We start from the raw sequence: 18,396 nt of genomic DNA, 5'->3' as shown, positions 1-18,396 counted from the left end.
TTTACTTTAAAATACAGGTACTGTTTTAGTCTCTTTCAAGAATCAATCTGATTTTTAAGATAAATGTTTCTTATCTCAAAAATATTTAAAAAATTTTTTTATTGATGCAATTAAAACACTTTTTGGTTGTAAAAGGAAAAATTTTATCTTTTTGTTGTGTATAAGTTTAAAAATACACACTGGAGTGTTCGATGAATCAGAGCTTAGTACGCTGAGCAGAAGATGATTTGTCATTTTGAAGAATATGAGGTTGAGCAGGTACATTGTGTTGTTTTTATTATGCACTTTTTTCCAAATATGCGGATTTTTTTATGTGAAATCATGGGGTGTGAAGAATGCAATGCAAATTGAGGATAAGTTTTTTGGCATTAATAGCTGGGAGTTTGCTTGTAAAGAGTGCCTATGCTGAGGAAGTAACGGCACTAGGAGAGAAATCATTAACATCAGTAAGTGTAAGTGGGCAGTTAGGAGAAAGGAAAAAGAAGCTTACCAGTGCGAATCTTACAATTAAAAATAGTAAAGTTGAGATCGTCGAGAACGGGCAAGTTTCGCAAGGTACCCATATTCATACATATGGACTACAAAATGTTGAGTATGGAGGACAAACAGAGGATGCTAAAGTCTTTTGTGGTGAACAAATTGTTGTAGGAGATGGAAGTTACGCTTATAATTCTGAAATTTATGGTGAAGGTGAAACATCAGGGCAACAGAATGTGTATGATGATGGAGTGGCTCTCTTCACGAATGTTATGAGTGGAGGAGAACGAAATATTGATACATGGTTCGGAGAAATAGGAGGACTAGCAATCGATACGAAGGTTTTTGCCGCTGGGGTGCAGAATATTTTTGCGAAAGGTAAGGCAAACACCGTTACCTTGGAAGATGGAGCTCTGCAAAGAGTCTATGCCGGTGGGTATGTGAAAACTCTGACAATTAACAGCAAAGCAAATTCATTGGTATATGCTGGGGCGACATTAGAAGGAGAAACAAAGGTTAATGGTTCTGGAAAGCACTGCCTTTATGCTGGAGATAATGGGCAGTAAACGAAGGTAGAAGAGATTATTTTAAAGGGAAAAGAGTCCCAATTACATTCTATTACTACTAAAATTGATGGTTCAAGCTCTCTCATTGAGAAGTTAAGTGGTGAAGGGACTGTTATTTTCACTTCTGATTCTCATGATTCTCAGAAGTCTCACCCATATTATTCTTTGCTTTATATTGGTGAACTTTCGGGCAGTATACATTTCAGTTTGAATGCTAATTTTGCAGAGAGATACGGTGATCATCTTATCATTGAGAAAGGAGAAGGGAACCACACAGTAAGTGTTACGATTCTGGTAGTGAAATTTCAAATTCTTCTTTCAAAACATTTGATTTAATTACTGATAAAAGTGGCAATGCACATTTTTCTTTAACAGATCATTCAGATAAAAAAATGGGTGCCGTTGATGGTGGAACATATTTATATGATTTGAAATCAAAAAATAGCGGGAAGGGAGAAGAAAAGATTTGATATTTGGCTGCTGCAGAAAAGGTTTCTGCTTCTTTAACCTCTTCGTCTAAGACGGAGTTGCCTATAACGGGATCTCTTGGGAAAGAAGAGGATATAATAGTTTTTCAAGATTCTATAGTCAGTTCGTATGTAAGTGATTTCAGTTTTTATGCAGATGATTTCATTATGGAAAGGAAGAAGAAGTTCTGCAAAGCTCTGTCATTAGTTATGACAGAACAGTCTGTATTTCTGATGTTGGAGATTCATATGCTGGTAAATGGTCTCTTAACACTACGGTTGAGAAATCTGGAACACTTTAATGTTGAGGCAGGTGGGTTCAGCAAGAATACGACACTTCTGGATGGTGGTTCTGAGATTGTGGCAGAACAAGGCATTTCGGAATCTACTATTGTCTATGAAGGTGGAAAACAAAGTGTAGAGGGAGGAGGATCTGCATTGAAAGCTGAAATCTATGGTGGTGAGCAGCTTGTTTTCGGAGATGGTTATATGAATGGTGGGATCGTAGGAAGCAGTGCTTATAACACGACCATCCACGGACAAGGAAAAATACCAGGATACCAGAAAGTGTATGATGATGGGATGGCTGTGGGCACAAAAATTATGGAAGGAGGGATACAAATTTTTGCCAAATGGTTTCCAGACGATGATAGCTTTACAGAAAAAAGCGGTGGTTTTGCAGCCATACAGTGATTTTACGCGCTGGTAGTTTTCAAGAAGTTTATGCTGGTGGAACTATGAAAGATCTAACGATTGAAGGTGGAGCAAATTCGTGGGTCTCTTCTGGTGCGATGTTAGGAGGACAAATAACGGTTAAAGATTCTGGGTATCTCCATCTTTATTCTAGAGATGATGAGAATGAGATGACAGTAGAAAATATTAATTGAGAGGGTGAAAAGGCTAAATTATATTTTATTGCTGGTGGATATGAAGACGCGAGTACGCATATTCAGAAGTTAGGTAATGCGGGAAGGGTTATTTTAAAGTCAGCAAGGTCTGATTTATCTTACTCTCGACTTTATGTTGATGAACTTTCAGGAAGTTTACATTTTAGGTTTCATGTGAGCCTTGCAGAAGGAGAGGGTGATTATCTCTCTATCAAAAATGGTTCAGGTTATCACACAATCAGCGTTGTCGATTCTGGTGTTGACATTGTTGATCCTTCTTCAACAGATCTTGATTTAATTTTTGATCAAAGTGGAGAAGCACATTTTACTCTGAAAAAATTTTCTGGTGCAAAAATAAGCACTGTTGATGGTGGAACTTATATGTATGGTTTAAAAGAGAAAAACAATGAGGATGGAAGTGGTAAAATTTGGTATTTGTCAGCAGCCTACATTGATAATTTGCCACGTAGGAACAGAACTCGTCGAGATTTTAACCAAAATCATCCACATTCCATACCTTTCACGATCCCATCTTCAGAAAACCGAGCTAGTGTGGCATTATCTCCAGCAAGTCACCCGCATCCTTCATCGGAACAACAACAGGCTGCTGTTTCAGCAGATGCTTCGTTGACAACGGATCAAATGGTTTTACGTCCAAGTGACCATGGTCAAGCTGCAGCCCAAAAGCGTGAAGAAAGATCAAAGCCTCGTTTCTTAACCTCCCCCTCTACGGATGCCGTGTTGTCCATGTCTGTAGCTCCAGCAGTTATTTTTCATAACGAGTTGCAAACGATACGTGCGGGAAGAGGCGATTTAGACAGAAATCAAAAAAATGCAGCTCTCTGGACATATGCCATTAAAAGCAAAGAAAATATTGCAGCAAAGCATATAGATTTTAAACTTGAGCAAACAGGGATAGTGCTCGGTCTCAATGGTTTAAATGAATGGGAGAATGGAGATGTTTATATTGGTGGTTTCGGCAGTTATGATCGAGCACGTGTAGAGCATGCACGAGGTGGTGTGAGTGGTATCAATACTTATGGCGTTGGAGCTTGTATCACTTATTCTGATCATAGTGGATGGTATCTAGACGGTCTTGTCAAATATAATCGTTATCAAAATAGTCTCAAAGCTGTTTCAACGAATGGTATAGCGATTGAAGGAAATTATGATCAGTGGGCAGTTGGGACGTCATTTGAAACGGGATATCGTTTAAAAATCTTTCCAAGCAGTTGGCTACAGCCTTATGGGCAACTCACATGGTTGCAAGTTAAAGGTCAAGAAATCAAGCTTTCGTATGACATGATGGGTGATATCAAGCCATTCACATCATTGCGCAGTGAGGTTGGTGTATCCTTGGGATATGAATTTGGAACAGCGACAGCTGGTTCCTCTCTCGCTTACATTACGGCTGCTTGGTTGCGCGAGTATAAAGATGACAACCACACGACAATTAATCAACGGCACCAATTTACCACAGATTTATCAGGCAATGCAGGCAAGTTAGGAATGGGGTTAAGCAGTTTAGTCAGTGATCAATTAAAGCTTTATGCAGAGGCTCATTATGTCAAAGGGCGTAAGACTCAGGGTATTTTAGGTGTGCGTTAGAGCTTCTAAATTTGCGTTTTTAACATGAAATATCTGATGCGTTATTAGAGAATAATTTGGGGGAAAATATTAATATATTTTCGCATCAGTTATGCCCTTTAATGGTGTAGGGACTCTTTTTCTCTTTTGTCGGGAACCTCTGAAAAAACACAAGAAGAGACTTTCTGTGCCATCAATTAAAAAAAGCCATTCAAGAGTCGTTTCTTATGGGTGCAAAGGGAATATTCAGGAGAACTGTTACAATCTTAGGTTGAAAATATATTTTGCAGAGCTAATTACACTTGATGTCTGCTCAGGTGTGAAGGGGGGAGGATATAACTATGCAAAATAAGTGGAAAGGAAGTTGTTGGGGGCTCATACTATGCAGTTGTTTTGTGCAAATAGCTGCTGCAAGTGAGGGGGGAGAACAACTTTTTTGTCAATCTTCAAGCTATAAAAATGAAAAAATCTCACACCTCCACCATAATGAAGGTGTGAAAAGAGAAGAGTGTATAAAAGTCAGGACATCTGGGAGCACTGTTGTTGTAGAGGCGTTCGATAAATCAGGATTTTTTGAAAAACGGGGTGGCATTACCACGGGTAAAAGTACTGAAATAGTGCTTAGCAAACTGCAGGGGCTTAATAGCAATACTGGTATCAACGCTGCACAGAATATGCAAGGAAGCAATATTGCGACGTTTAAAAAGCCTGAACTTATTTTTATTAGGGATGGAGCTCTTCTAGAAAATTTTGTACTCGATAATGATGGCAAAGCCTATATTTCGAATGATGGTGAGAGAGATGATCCAGGGCGCTCTATCAATAACACAGTAAAAAATGGTGCAGAGATTTATGTTTATGCCGGAGGACTTAGTGAGAATAGCAATATTGAGCGTGGTGGAACGGAAAATGTTCAGGCTTTAAAGGGAAAACAAGGCTTTTCAAAAAATGCTGTCGTTAAAGAAGGAGGGCAGCAAAGCGTTGGCAGTGGAGGAAAAGTAGAGGGGACTAAAATTTATGGAGGTGAACAGCTTGTTTTTGGGGAGGGAGATGTTGGGGGACAAATGAAGGAGAGTAGCGCATCTCATACGGTCATTTATGGTCAAGGCGAGACATTTGGGCAACAAAAAGTCTATGATGGGGGGATAACTTGGAATACCAAAGTTATGAGAGGCGGCATACAAGAGATTGCAAAAAAATCATCAAGTGCAAAAAAGGGTGGTACTGCGTTTGATATACAAATTCTTGGTGGTGGTAAACAGCGTATCTTAGAAGGGGGAAAAGCTATTGATGTCACTTTAAATGAGACTGCTCTTCAAGAAATATATGCTGATGGATCTGTAAAAAATCTAACAATAAACGATGCAGCAAAATCGTTTGTACATGCTGGGGCAACACTAGAAGGTAAAACCTTGGTAAACCATTCTGGACAGCTCCACCTTTATGCTGGAAATGATCAGCACCATACCACAGTAGAAGATATTATTTTAAATGGACAAGATACAAAGCTATACGCTATCACGGATGAGTTTGATGGCAAAAGCTCTCGGATTGAAAAATTAACCGGTGAGGGGAGTGTTATTTTTGCCTTTACTGGCTCTGATCCCTATTACTCTCAGCTTCATGTCAATAATCTTTCTGGTAGCTTACATTTCACATTTAATACGACAATTGCACATAATCGAGGTGATTATCTCCTTATTGAGAATGGTAAAGGAAATCACACAATAAGTGTTGCGGATTCCGGAGTAGAAATCACGGATCCTTTTTCAAATAAGCGTGATTTAATTATGGATCAAAGCGGTGGAGCACATTTTTCTCTGACAGATCTCTCTGGTGAAGAAATTCATGCTGTCGATGGGGGGACCTATATGTATGATTTGAAACAGAGAAAAGATGAAAAGGGCAAAACTTGGTTTTTGTCTGCCAACCGACTAAGTGGACCAGAACCTTCCTTTCCTGATCCAACAGATCCATCATCTCCAGGCGCATCAACAACGCCTTCAGTTGATGCAGCACTTTCTACAGCGGTAGCTCCTGGACTGATTTTTAACAATGAGCTGGAAATTGCGCGTACGGCAAGAGGACTTTTAGACCAAAACAGAAAAAATACAGATTTATGGGCTTATGCGATCAAGAGCAGAGAACGTATTGCTAGCGGCCATACAAATTTTAAGCTTGAGCAGACAGGTCTCATGTTTGGTGTTGATCAGTTGAACGAACTCACACATGGAGATTTGTATGTTGGTGGTTTTGGTAGTTATGATCGAGCAAGTGTCGCACATAAACGGGGCGGTGATAGCAATTTAAACACTTATAGCATTGGTGCTTACGCAACTTATTTTGATCATCATAGATGGTATTTAGATGCTGTTTTGAAATATAATTATTACCGAGATAATCTAAAAGCCATTTCAACAAATGGTTTAGCTATTCAAAGCGATTATAATCAATGGGCAATAGGAGGATCCTTTGAAATAGGTTGTCGTTTTGAGCCGGCGCAAAATACTTGGATGCAACCTTATATTAAACTAACAGGTTTGCAGGTTGAAGGCAAAAAAATCACGCTTTCCAATGGAATGACAGCTGATATAAGCCCATCGACTTCCTTGCGTAGTGAAGTTGGATTAACAGCAGGGCATAAATTTATTGTAAATGCAGAAACTTCATTAACGGCTTATATTACAGCCGCTTGGTTACGTGAGAATATAAACAATAACCATACGATAATTAATAACCAGCATAAATTTATCACAGACTTGTCAGGAAATGCGGGTAAGCTTGGAATTGGTGTGAACAGTTTGGTTAATGATAAACTCACGCTTTATGCAGAGGCACATTATTTGAAAGGACATAAGATCAAGCAGTCACTTCAAGGTATTTTAGGGTTACGCTATAGTTTCTAAAATATGTGTTTTACCGCTATCAATTCGCTTGAGAAAGGGAATTGTTTTGTGAGTTAAACAATTCAGTGTTCAGCGAGATCTCTGCGAATGTAGAGATAATAATGATCTTGCCTTTTATTCAAAAGTAATATCGTTTGCTTATCATCAATGATGAGAAGTGTTACAAATTATGCCCTTGTATTGAGGGCATAATTTGCATTGTATGAAAGCTATACAGCTTTAGATGCAAAGGGTTTCTTGTGGTTTATATGTATGCAACTATAGGTTGCATACATATAAAATATACTCCAATAAATTGCATTTAGACATAAATAAAACACATTATGATACATTCTAAAATGAATTACCTGCTTGGTAGCAGGGTATTTTTGAATGATTGAGAATGGAGTGTGGATGATGAAAAATAAACACAAATTGAGTTTTTGGATATTATTGATCAGTACTTGTCTTGTACAATCTACAAGTGTAGCTGAGAGAAGGAATGAAGAGCTAACGAGTATAGCAAGTATGGGAAATGGAGGGGCAGTACCAAACGGTTCTGCACTGATTACAAATGTGCTTCCCAGTAATAATATTAAGATCGAAGATGGTGGTGTAGAGGTTGTTGATAATGGAGGATATTCAATTGATGCTACTATTGAAAAAGGGGGGATGCAAATAGTTACACGTGGGGGAACTGCGATACAAACTAAAATTGAGGGTGGTCAGCAGTTTGTTCATGAAGAGGCAGGTCTTAATCTTATAAGCTTAGAGAAAAAAAGTGGTGCTTATGATGCTACAGTTACTGGTGGTGATGGATCAATAGGACAGCAGAACATATATGATGGCGCATGGGCTTGGGAAACAAAAGTTAAGAGTGGAGGAGAGCAAAATCTTTATGCGGCTAACAAACATAAGGGTGGTGTGTCAATGAATGCTAAGATCTCAGGAAATGGTAGACAGCACGTTCTAGCGTTAGGAGAATCTTATGATACCACTTTAAGTGAGAATGCAACTCAAGTCGTATATCCTAGTGGTTTTGTAGATAGTTTAACAATTATGGATTCAGCTCGTTCATGGTTTCACTCTGGTCTTCAAAAAGTGGTTGGAGAAGTAAGGGTCAATGGTAGCGGAAAACTTTATTTGTTTGCTGGTGATAGGACAAATCATACCACTAAAAAAACAATTCCTATACAGGGAAGAAGTAGTGAAACAATATTTAAGGTTGGGGAGCGGACTATAGGAGAAAAGCCCCAAATGGAAATTGAGGATTTAGGCGGTAATAACGGGACTGTGATTTTTACTTCTATTCCATATGATCCAAGACATATTTCACTTCGTGTTGAAAGGCTTTCAGGGAGTTTACATTTCCAGTTCAATATAGACACGATGGGTGGTAGCGATTACTTGTCGATTGAAGAAAGTACTGGTAATCACAAAATAAGTGTTGCTGATACAGGTCGTGAAATTACGGGTCCTCTCTCACAAAGGAATAGTTTGAGGACTGAGATTCCGTTAATTACTGAGAGATCCGGAGACGCTAATTTCACTCTGGTAAATAGTTCTGGTATATCAACTCAAGCTGTTGATGGTGGGGCTTATATGTATGGTTTATATAAGAGAGAAAGATGTGCTGATTCTAGTGGTGGTTTCACAATTTGGTATTTGGGTATGAGTACTGAAAATACAGAAAGCTCGAGTACTGGGGGCCAGTGCGCAAAACAGAAACCAAAGGTTACGACTTTTTCAAGTTCTTTATCTACTGATACGGGGAAAGGATCTCACCGAGGATCTTCTTCTCGGGGGAAAAAGCCTAGTAATAAACAGCCACCAAAGTCACGTCCTCCTCGCCATTTAAAAGATGCGCAGAGTGCTTCAGGGCTTGCAGTATCCTCATCTTCAGAAAATCCGTCTAGAGTGGCATTACCTCCGGTAGGTCATTCTCATCTTGCATCGGAACAACAACAGGCTACTGTTTCAGCAGATGCTTCATTGACAACGGATCAAAGGGTTTTACGTCCAAGTGATGATGGTCAAGCTTCTGCCCAAAAGCGTGAGGAAATATCAAAGCCTCGTTTCTTAACCTCCCCCTCTACGGATGCTGTGTTGTCCATGTCTGTGGCTCCAGCAGTTATTTTTCATAATGAGTTGCAAACGATACGTGCAGGAAGAGGCGATTTAGACAGAAGTCAAAAAAATGCGGGCTTCTGGACATATGCCATCAAGAGTAAAGAAAACATTGCAGCAAAGCATATAGATTTTAAACTTGAGCAAACTGGTATAGTGCTAGGCCTCAATGGTTTAAGCGAATGGGAGAATGGGGATATTTATATTGGTGGTTTCGGCAGTTATGATAGAGCACGTGTAGAGCATGCACGAGGTGGTGTGAGTGGTATCAATACTTATGGCGTTGGAGCGTATGTCACTTATTCTGATCATAGTGGATGGTATATAGACGGTCTTTTCAAATATAATCGTTATCAAAATAGTCTAAAAGCTGTTTCAACGAATGGTATAGCGATTGAAGGAAATTATGATCAGTGGGCAGTGGGGACATCATTTGAAACGGGATATCGTGTTAGAACCTCTCCGAGCAGTTGGCTACAGCCTTATGGGCAACTCACATGGTTGCAAGTTAAAGGTCAAGAAATCAAACTATCGAATGACATGATGGGTGATATCAAGCCATTCACATCACTGCGCAGTGAGGTTGGTCTATCCTTGGGATATGAATTTGGAACTACGACAGCTGGTTCCTCTCTCGCTTACATTACGGCTGTTTGGTTGCGCGAGTATAAAGATGACAACCATACGACGATTAATCAACGGCACCAATTTACCACAGATTTGTCGGGGAATGCAGGGAAATTAGGAATTGGTTTAAGTAGTTTATTAAGTGATCACTTAAAGCTTTATGCCGAGGCCCATTATGTCAAAGGACGTAAGACAAACCAATCCCTTCAGGGCATTTTAGGTGTACGTTATAGCTTCTAAATTTCTGCTATTTTTTAGATTTTTCTTTGTATGTAATGGGGGGAGATGTACAATGTTGAGGTATCGTTTTTCAAAGAGATTAATCTTTTTATAAAGTCCATATATTTTTTCTGTGTATTGTTTTTTCTTCTATTTATCTACTATTAAATAATCATTTTTAAGAGAAGTATTTAAAATTATGCAAAAAATCCAAAATGATAAGGAGAGCAGTGGTCGTGTGATAAAAAGGTTAGGTACTACAAATGTTTCTATTCTTGACTAAAATTCACACAAGCCAATACAGTTTTTTGAACTTTGCTATGGAGATTTTTCTACAGTCCCTTGGCAAAGAGCTTATTGCTCGTTATAGAACAGCCAAATAATGTTATATAAAGGTGGTCAAATGGCTGTAGAACGTACTTTTTCGATGATTAAACCAGATGCAACGCGTCGTAATTTGACAGGAGCAATTACAAAAATGCTTGAAGATGCGGGACTGCGCGTTGTTGCATCTAAACGTGTGTGGATGAGTCGGCGTGAAGCGGAAGGATTTTATGCAGTTCATAAGGAACGCCCATTTTTTAGTGAATTGGTTGAGTTTATGTCTTCTGGTCCAACAGTTGTGCAAGTTTTAGAAGGTGAAAATGCAATAACTAAAAACCGTGAAATAATGGGTGCTACAAATCCTGCGGATGCACAAGAAGGAACAATTCGTAAAGTCCATGCTTTGTCCATTGGCGAAAATTCTGTTCATGGTTCAGATAGTCCTGAAACCGCGAAAGTAGAAATTGCCTTTTGGTTCTCAGAATTGGAAATTGTGGGTTAATCAAAGCATAAAAATAGAAAATCCCGAAATATATTGTTTCGGGATTCTTTTTATAAATCTTGTAGATTTTTTGTGGTATGTGGTACGGACTGTTTTTTATGTGATAACGTGTTTTAAGCCTGCACGAAAATAATCCCACCCTGTCCACAATGTGAGAAGAGCAGAAATCCATAGCATAGTAATGCCAAATTCTACTGTGTAGGGGAGAATTTTATTACCAGCTGGTCCTGCTAAGAGAAGAATGATAGCTATCATTTGTACAAAAGTTTTCCATTTGGCAAGACGAGAAACAGGAACACTCACTTTCAATTCCGCTAAATATTCACGTAAACCTGATACAAGAATTTCTCGACAAAGAATAATAATCGCTGCCCATAATGTCCATCCAGCAATCGTGCTATCTGCGGCGAGCAAGAGTAAACAGGCAGAAACGAGAAGCTTATCTGCAATGGGATCTAACATGCGACCAATATTGGATGTCTGCTCCCAAATCCGAGCAAGATAGCCATCAAGAAAGTCAGTAATAGAGGCAATAACAAAAATAGAAACAGCAGTCCAACGTGCAATATCGCTTGATTGCAACCTTCCTTCTAAAAAAAAGCAAGCAACAACCATTGGCACCGCGATGATCCGTGCATAAGTGAGAATATTTGGAAAAGAAAAAGTATGATTTTTCATAGAGCAATTTTCAATTCTTTGTAAGATATGGTTTATTTTATAAAGGTAACAAGGCGAATATGATGAAACAAGCTTATTTTTCATTAAAATAGTTATGAATTTTTTTTGCAATAGTGGCAGAGATACCCATCACTTTTGTTAAGTCTTCGAGTGAAGCATCGGCTACAGCTTTGGCACTTCCAAAATGATGCAGCAATGCACGCTTTCTTGTTGGACCAATATTTTCAATTTCATCAAGCGGGTTTTTGAAGGCCGCTCTTTTTCGTTTTTCCCTGTGCGTTCCAATTGCAAAACGGTGCGCTTCGTCGCGTAGACGTTGCAAAAAATAAAGGATAGGGTCACGTGGGGGAAGTGTAAAGGGTGTTTTGCCCTTGATAAAAAAACGCTCACGTCCAGCGTTACGGTCTACACCTTTGGCTATTCCAACAACTGTGATGAGGTCGCTTATTTTTAATTCAGAGAGTATTGTATGCACACTGTTAATTTGTCCCTCACCACCATCAATGAGGATAAGATCAGGCCAAAGAGGAGAAGAATCATCGCTTTGCTCTTTTATGTCACTGCTTGTATGAGGCAGATCATGCTCTTTGATAAGACGTGAAAATCTTCGTTTAATGACTTCTTTCATCATAGCAAAATCATCACCAGGTGTGATATTGGTCGAGCGAATATTAAATTTGCGATATTGATTTTTCATAAATCCTTTGTGATCTGCAACAATCATCGCACCTATTGCATTTGTTCCCATCATATGGGAGTTGTCGTAGACTTCTATACGGCGTGGAGTATGAGACATTTGGAATATTTCAGCAAGTCCCTGAAGCAATTTTGTCTGTGTCGCTGTTTCAGCAAGTTTGCGTCCAAGTGCTTCTTGAGCATTGATAGAAGCGTGGTGAATAAGAGTTTTTCGTTCACCTTTTTTGGGTAAAGAGAGTATTACTTTACGATTTGCTTTGAGACTGAATGCTTCCATAAGAAGTGCTTGTTCTTCGATTTCTTCAGATAAAAGGATCAGTTTGGGAAGTGGTTTATCATCGTAAAATTGGGCAAGAAAACTCTCTAAGATTTCGGGACGAGAAAAAGAGGAATCTGCTTTAGGAAAATAGGCTCTGTTTCCCCAATTTTGTCCCATGCGGAAAAAGAATACTTGGATGCAGGTCACTCCTTCTCGTTGTGCAATTGCAAAGACATCTGCTTCTTGTATTGTTTGAGGATTAATGCCTTGATGGCTTTGTATGTAAGAGAGAGCGGATAAGCGGTCACGATAGGTAGCAGCTTGTTCAAAATCAAGGTTTTCTGCAGCTTGATGCATAGCTTGAACCATATGACTTTTAACAGATTGGCTTTTTCCTGAAAGAAAAGCTTTTGCTTCTCTCACCAGCTGCGTATAATCACTAATAGGAATTTCATCTGTACAGGGAGCAGAACATCGCTTAATCTGGTAGAGTAAACAGGGGCGTGTACGGTTTTCAAAAACTGAATCGCTACAGGTTCGTAGTAAAAAAGCGCGTTGTAAAACATTGATTGTTTGTGTTACGGCACCTGACGAGGCAAAAGGACCAAAATAATGGGCTTTCTTTGTTCGGGCGCCACGATGTTTGTAAAGTGCAGGTGCGCGATGATCGTCAGTGATAATAATATAAGGAAAACTTTTATCGTCACGCAGTAACACATTAAAACGTGGATGTAATCTTTTAATAAGATTAGCTTCTAGAAGGAGAGCTTCTGTTTCCGTATGGGTAACGACAAATTCCATATGGGATGTTGCACGAATCATTTTGGTAATACGATTATTGTGCCCTTGTTCACGCGTATAGTTTGAAACGCGTTTTTTGAGATTACGTGCTTTGCCAACATAAAGGACATCACCATTGTCATCAACCATTCGATAAACCCCTGGCTTATGCGGAAGATGTTTGACAAACTCTTGTATGAGTTTGGCACCTTTCAATTGATTTATATCATTTTCTTGGTTGCTATTGTCCCATATAATCGGTGAGAGAAAAGAGAGATTTTCTCTTTCATTTTGAGGACAAGCAGTGTTGTTTTTCAGAACCATTCAGTTTCTCCGGAAACATTTTCTATTTATTTTATGAAATGTTTTTCTTCATAAGAAACTATTATTTATGTAATGATGCTCATTTTTCCTATAATAACGTATTATGACATAAGTTCATTCAATTTGAGAGTTATTACGTTTAAACAAAAAGAAGGGCAATTTCTAAAAACAATTTTACAAGATTTATGGGTAATGAAAGTAGGTTTTCTTGAAAAAATGAAATTTCCACTGCTAACCATGATGTATATTGAGAGATAATATAGTTCAAAAGGTCAAGAAAACCAAGATCCTTGGTATTGCAAGATTTTTAAGCAGGGCAAAAACTTTGATTTTGACCAAGAAAAATTTAACTTAAAATGCAATTTAGATGAAAAACCTAATATAATGAATGTTCTTTTTGGATCCATTGATGAATTATCCTTGCATGTTTATCTTGTCCAAGACGATGAATAAGAAGCGGGCTTAGTTTTTTCATTTCTTCTTCTAAAAGATAGGGAGGATTGATAAGAATGATCCCACTTCCATTCATTGTGGGTGGGATTGAACTTTTTCGAACACGCATTTCGAGTTGTAAAATTTTTGGAATCCCTGTTTGATAGAGTGCATAAAGAAAATTTTCAATTTCTTTGTTGTATTTAACAGGATACCATAGAGCATAAATTCCTCCAGGAAAACGACGATAAGCTTTTATTAATCCGTCAATAAGACGAGAAAATTCACCAGTTTTTTCAAAGGGAGGATCAACAAGGATAAATCCACGTTTTTCCTTTGGTGGCAAGTGCGCATTTAAAGAAAGCCAACCATCTAAATGCAAGATTTTTGTTTGGTAATCACCTGCAAAATTTTTTGCTAAAATACGATAATCTTCATCATGGAGTTCAATTGCGGTAAGCCGGTCTTGTTTACGCAATAATTGGCGAATAATAAAAGGAGATCCAGGATAGAAGAGGAGTTCTTTTTCTCCTTCATTAAGTAAATGAATAATATTATACCATGGAGAAAGAAGTGTTTTTAAATCTTCTGGAATAGGAGCTGATAAAAGCCGCCAGACACCTTCACGCCACTCTCCAGTTTTGTATGCTTGTACAGAAGAAAGATCATATATGCCAATTCCAGCATGGGTATCTATAACGCGAAAAGCTTTTTCTTTGCGTTTGAGATATTCTACAATGCGGGTGACAATAATGTGTTTAAAGACATCAGCAAAATTGCCAGCATGATAAATATGCCGATAATTCATGAATAAATTCTACCGTATATGACTGCTTACTCAATTTCTCTATTAACATAAAATAATGGTTTTATATCAACAAAAATCCTTTTGTAGAGGCCCCAAAATAGAAAAGTCGTATATGCATCTATGAAAAATACAGATATGAGAAATACAGATGTTATAGCTTTACAATTATGTTTTCTATTTTGGTAATTCATACAATTTGTATGAAGAGGAATTAATCACCAAGATTTCGAATCTTTTATCAGAACACAGAAAGAGAAGACTTCAAATATTTGGTTTTTTATCTTTGTGAAGAAATTTTTTATTACTGCTGTCTTGTTGTCTAAAAAGCCATACGAATATTCTTCGTAAGAAGATAGGTTTTACCGGACTTTTAATATTAGATGATGTATCAATGAAAGTTTCTTCAGAGATCACATTTTCGGAAAAATTTTCAGATTGAATACATAAAATTTTTGCAGAAGGTTGTGATGGGGTCTTTCATTGTAATAGTAGTTTGCAAGAAATGAGCATGCTTGTACAGATGACACCATTTTAAAAGGTAAAGCATTGGAGGGTGCATAGAATGTTTCCAAGAAGATTTTTCACTCCGATAAATCGGATGAAGTTGCTTTAAGAGAAGAGTTTTCAAGCCTTTTGAGTTTTTTTTAAAAACAGCTTATTATTTAAATTTTATTTAGGTTCATGATAAGACATTAAGAAAAATGGACGAGAAGCTAAAAAGTGAGTTTACAATAAAGAGCGTACGATTGCCTTTAACTGGAAAAGAAAATATACAAGTAAGAGAGGGTTATATTTGATATATTGCTCCAGAGTAAACACAAACAAATGAACGCAAATTCAAAAGCAGTGAGAGAAAGTGATGGGTAATATTTTTTCACCAACGCACTTAATTGTAATTTTGTTAATTATCCTTGTACTTTTTGGGCGTGGCAAGGTTTCTGAATTAATGGGTGATGTTGCTAAGGGGATTAAAGTTTTCAAAAAAAATATGAGGGAAGAAGAGGACGCTATAGAAGAGACGCATGAAGTAGCAGATACGTCCAAAACAATTGATGTTGAGTTTCAACAATCTGAACCATTAACGATAAAGCGTGCAGCAGTACGTAAAAAAGCTTCTTCTTCCTCTCAAAGAGGAAAGACATCTGTCGCTAAAAAGCAGCATATAGAATGAGAAAGTCGAGTATAAACAATGTTTGGGATTGATGGGCCAGAGTTTCTCGTGATCTTACTTGTTCTCATTGTTGTTGTTGGACCAAAAGATTTACCTAAAATGTTAAAAACAATGGCAAGAGCAATAGCTTATGTCCGTTCAACAGCAAAAGAATTTCGTCACCAGTTTGATGATGCAATGAAACAGGCCGAACTTAATGAGTTGCAAAAGACGTTGTCGGATATGAATGATCTTGATCTAAACAGGAAGCTGACAGAGACTTTTAATCCTTTTCATGATGCAGTAGAGGATATCCGCAATAATTATGATGGAAAAACGACACACTATAAATTGAAAAAAGAGAAAGGAGTTTTGAGATGTGATCAAAACAAAGCCAATGAAAATTTAATCGCATCCGTTGATTCTCATAGTTCTGGAAATATTTCTTTAATTTCCAAAGAGAAAGAGGGTGCGTCATGAATATTAAGAAGGATGAGGTTGATGCCAATATGGCTCCACTTTTGGAGCATTTGATTGAACTGCGTCAGCGAATTATTGCTGCACTTATTGCATTTTTTATAGCTTTTATTTTGTGTTTTCTTGTCAAAGATTACATTTTAAATTTTCTCATATGGCCTTATCAATGGGCAATGAAAATATCAGGTGGTAATCCTGAGAATATTCGTCTGCAATCAACACAAGTATGGGAAACTTTTTTAGCAAAGATGAAACTTTCGGCTTTTGGGGCAGTTATTTTATCTTTTCCCTATACAGCTTTTCAGTTTTATAGCTTTATCGCACCAGGACTTTATAAAAATGAACGTATGGCTTTTTTGCCATTTCTCTTTGGTGGACCGATTTTATTTTGTATTGGAGGGGCATTTGTTTATGCTCTGTTAGCACCAATAATGCTTTGGTTTAGCCTTTCTCAGCAATTTCTTCCAGATGTTCATTTAAGAATAGAGTTTATCGTCCGTATTTCCGATTATTTGAGCTTTATAATCTCATTTATCCTCATTTTTGGTTTGATTTTTCAATTACCTCTTGTGACAAGTCTTTTAACGAAAGTTGGACTTTTAACTTCTCATGGTTTAATATCTAAACGCAAGTGGGCTATCCTTATCTCTTTTATAATTGCAGCGATAGTAACGCCGTCGGATTTTTTTACTATGTTTGCAGTAGCTTTACCAACGATAGCTCTTTACGAGATTTCAATTTTAATTGCTTACTGTATAGAAAAGAGAAAAAAAATCTCTTAAGAGAAGTTTATATCCCGTGTGATAGCGAACGAATAGAAATGATGTAAATGAGGAATTTTGATGCTTGATATTAAGTGGATTCGTGAACACCCTGAAAAATTAGATAAAGCACTGGAAAATAGAGGCATTGAACCGCAAGCAGAAAGATTAATAAAACTTGATCTTGAACGCCGATTACATGTTGCCAAAGTGCAGTCTGCACAGGAGCGTCGCAATGCAGCTTCAAAAGAAATAGGACAAGCTTTAGCGGCATGTAATCAAGAAATGGCTGAACGTTTGAGAGCGGAGGTTGAAGAGATTAAAGCTTTTCTTTCTTCCGCTACAGTGGAAGAAAGGCGTTTGACGGAAAGTATTGAGGAGGTTCTTTCAGCACTTCCGAATATTCCATTGGATGATGTTCCAAAAGGTAAAGATGAAAGCGATAATGTTGTTATTCGACATTTTTCTACACCTCCAACATTTGACTTTACACCAAAGGAGCATTTTGATCTTGGTCAAAATCTCAAACAGATGGACTTTGAACGAGCAAGCCGTTTATCAGGGGCGCGCTTTACAGTCCTTTCGGGAGCTTTGGCGCGGCTTGAACGCGCATTAGGTCAATTTATGCTTGATGTGCATGTTGAGGAGCATGGTTATACAGAAGTTTCAACACCTCTCCTTGTTCGTGATGAGATTGTTTACGGAGCAGCCCAGCTACCAAAATTTGCGGATGATCTGTTTCGGACAACAGACGGTCGATGGCTTATTTCTACAGCAGAAGTGCCGTTAACCAATTTGGTGAACAATGAAATTCTTGAAATGTCAGATTTACCACTGCGGTTTTCTTCTTTAACGCCCTGTTTTCGTTCGGAGGCAGGTGCAGCAGGGCGTGATACGCGTGGGATGTTACGTCAGCACCAGTTTTGGAAGGTAGAAATGGTATCAATTACCACTGAAGAGCAGTCTTTAATGGAACTAGAACGTATGACAGAGTGTGCAGAAGATGTGCTGAAACGTCTCGGTTTGCCTTTTCGCACGGTAGTTCTTTCTACAGGTGATATGGGCTTTGCTGCACGTAAAACTTATGACATTGAAGTTTGGCTTCCAGGGCAAGGATGTTATCGTGAAATTTCCAGTTGTTCAGTTTGTGGAGATTTTCAAGGGCGACGTATGAATGCGCGCTACCGTAGAGAAGGCGATAAAACATTGCACTTTGTGCATAGTCTTAATGGTTCTGGTACAGCTATTGGACGTTGTCTTATCGCTGTTTTGGAGAATTATCAGCAAGCTGATGGATCAATTATTGTTCCAGATGTTTTACAGCCCTATATGAAAGGCGTACGTTGTATTACCGCTTAAATTT

General features: G+C 38.1%; 10 protein-coding genes and 1 pseudogene. 8 read left to right on the top strand and 3 right to left on the bottom strand.

The genetic code is table 11. The features are described 5' to 3' along the window. Positions 1–335 precede the first annotated feature (335 nt). The 4 genes and pseudogenes from bafA (PVV64_RS10490) (at position 336) to ndk (ending at position 10,668) form a co-directional block, all read left to right on the top strand. Positions 336–4,005, top strand: a pseudogene (bafA, locus tag PVV64_RS10490) (BafA family autotransporter). 320 nt (positions 4,006–4,325) lie between these two features. Beyond that, positions 4,326–6,890 carry a BafA family autotransporter gene (gene bafA / locus PVV64_RS02255; protein WP_273759494.1) on the top strand — a complete coding sequence of 855 codons (2,565 nt, stop codon included), beginning with the start codon at positions 4,326–4,328 and terminating at the stop codon, positions 6,888–6,890. Between the two features lie 396 nt (positions 6,891–7,286). Next, complete coding sequence (gene bafA / locus PVV64_RS02250) at positions 7,287–9,863, top strand: BafA family autotransporter (protein WP_273759671.1); 2,577 nt, start codon at positions 7,287–7,289, stop codon at positions 9,861–9,863. A gap of 382 nt (positions 9,864–10,245) precedes the next feature. Further along, positions 10,246–10,668: a nucleoside-diphosphate kinase gene (gene ndk / locus PVV64_RS02245; RefSeq protein ID WP_273759493.1), complete on the top strand. Its 423-nt coding sequence runs from the start codon at positions 10,246–10,248 to the stop codon at positions 10,666–10,668. Positions 10,669–10,764: 96 nt separating this feature from the next. Here ndk and pgsA read toward each other — a convergent pair whose 3' ends face one another. From pgsA to PVV64_RS02230, 3 genes are all read right to left on the bottom strand, one after another. After that, the gene (pgsA, locus tag PVV64_RS02240; protein WP_273759490.1) at positions 10,765–11,346 is read right to left on the bottom strand and encodes a CDP-diacylglycerol--glycerol-3-phosphate 3-phosphatidyltransferase; all 582 of its coding nucleotides are present in this window, start codon (positions 11,344–11,346) and stop codon (positions 10,765–10,767) included. Positions 11,347–11,419: 73 nt separating this feature from the next. After that, positions 11,420–13,405, bottom strand: a complete 1,986-nt coding sequence (gene uvrC / locus PVV64_RS02235) for an excinuclease ABC subunit UvrC (RefSeq protein ID WP_273759488.1) — start codon at positions 13,403–13,405, stop codon at positions 11,420–11,422. A gap of 376 nt (positions 13,406–13,781) precedes the next feature. Beyond that, on the bottom strand, positions 13,782–14,645 hold the full coding sequence (locus PVV64_RS02230) for a 23S rRNA (adenine(2030)-N(6))-methyltransferase RlmJ (RefSeq protein WP_273759486.1): 864 nt from the start codon (positions 14,643–14,645) through the stop codon (positions 13,782–13,784). Between the two features lie 859 nt (positions 14,646–15,504). Between PVV64_RS02230 and tatA the strand changes: the two genes are divergently transcribed. From tatA to serS, 4 genes are read left to right on the top strand one after another with little or no spacing between them, the layout of a single operon-like run. Next, positions 15,505–15,816, top strand: coding sequence for a twin-arginine translocase TatA/TatE family subunit (gene tatA / locus PVV64_RS02225; protein WP_273759484.1), 312 nt, complete (start codon positions 15,505–15,507; stop codon positions 15,814–15,816). An 18-nt stretch (positions 15,817–15,834) separates the two neighbouring features. Beyond that, positions 15,835–16,275, top strand: coding sequence for a Sec-independent protein translocase protein TatB (tatB, locus tag PVV64_RS02220; protein ID WP_273759483.1), 441 nt, complete (start codon positions 15,835–15,837; stop codon positions 16,273–16,275). Continuing rightward, complete coding sequence (gene tatC / locus PVV64_RS02215) at positions 16,272–17,054, top strand: twin-arginine translocase subunit TatC (protein ID WP_273759482.1); 783 nt, start codon at positions 16,272–16,274, stop codon at positions 17,052–17,054. The genes tatB and tatC overlap by 4 nt, the downstream gene beginning before the upstream one ends. 60 nt (positions 17,055–17,114) lie before the next feature. Continuing rightward, on the top strand, positions 17,115–18,392 hold the full coding sequence (serS, locus tag PVV64_RS02210; protein ID WP_273759481.1) for a serine--tRNA ligase: 1,278 nt from the start codon (positions 17,115–17,117) through the stop codon (positions 18,390–18,392). Positions 18,393–18,396 lie beyond the last annotated feature (4 nt).

Origin of the sequence: Bartonella sp. ML70XJBT.G, assembly GCF_028618575.1 — a bacterium.
In the GTDB taxonomy this organism is placed as follows: Bacteria; Pseudomonadota; Alphaproteobacteria; order Rhizobiales; family Rhizobiaceae; genus Bartonella.
Note: the sequence above shows the minus strand (reverse complement) of the source record. Positions and strands in the feature narration are given on the sequence as shown.

Excerpts from the sequence above, each read along its gene's own strand:
- tatC (WP_273759482.1), top strand. The coding sequence starts at position 16,272 with ATGAATATTAAGAAGGATGAGGTTGATGCCAATATGGCTCCACTTTTG.
- pgsA (WP_273759490.1), bottom strand. The coding sequence starts at position 11,346 with ATGAAAAATCATACTTTTTCTTTTCCAAATATTCTCACTTATGCACGG.
- tatB (WP_273759483.1), top strand. The coding sequence starts at position 15,835 with ATGTTTGGGATTGATGGGCCAGAGTTTCTCGTGATCTTACTTGTTCTC.
- bafA (WP_273759494.1), top strand. The coding sequence starts at position 4,326 with ATGCAAAATAAGTGGAAAGGAAGTTGTTGGGGGCTCATACTATGCAGT.
- uvrC (WP_273759488.1), bottom strand. The coding sequence starts at position 13,405 with ATGGTTCTGAAAAACAACACTGCTTGTCCTCAAAATGAAAGAGAAAAT.
- bafA (WP_273759671.1), top strand. The coding sequence starts at position 7,287 with ATGAAAAATAAACACAAATTGAGTTTTTGGATATTATTGATCAGTACT.
- tatA (WP_273759484.1), top strand. The coding sequence starts at position 15,505 with ATGGGTAATATTTTTTCACCAACGCACTTAATTGTAATTTTGTTAATT.
- ndk (WP_273759493.1), top strand. The coding sequence starts at position 10,246 with ATGGCTGTAGAACGTACTTTTTCGATGATTAAACCAGATGCAACGCGT.
- serS (WP_273759481.1), top strand. The coding sequence starts at position 17,115 with ATGCTTGATATTAAGTGGATTCGTGAACACCCTGAAAAATTAGATAAA.
- PVV64_RS02230 (WP_273759486.1), bottom strand. The coding sequence starts at position 14,645 with ATGAATTATCGGCATATTTATCATGCTGGCAATTTTGCTGATGTCTTT.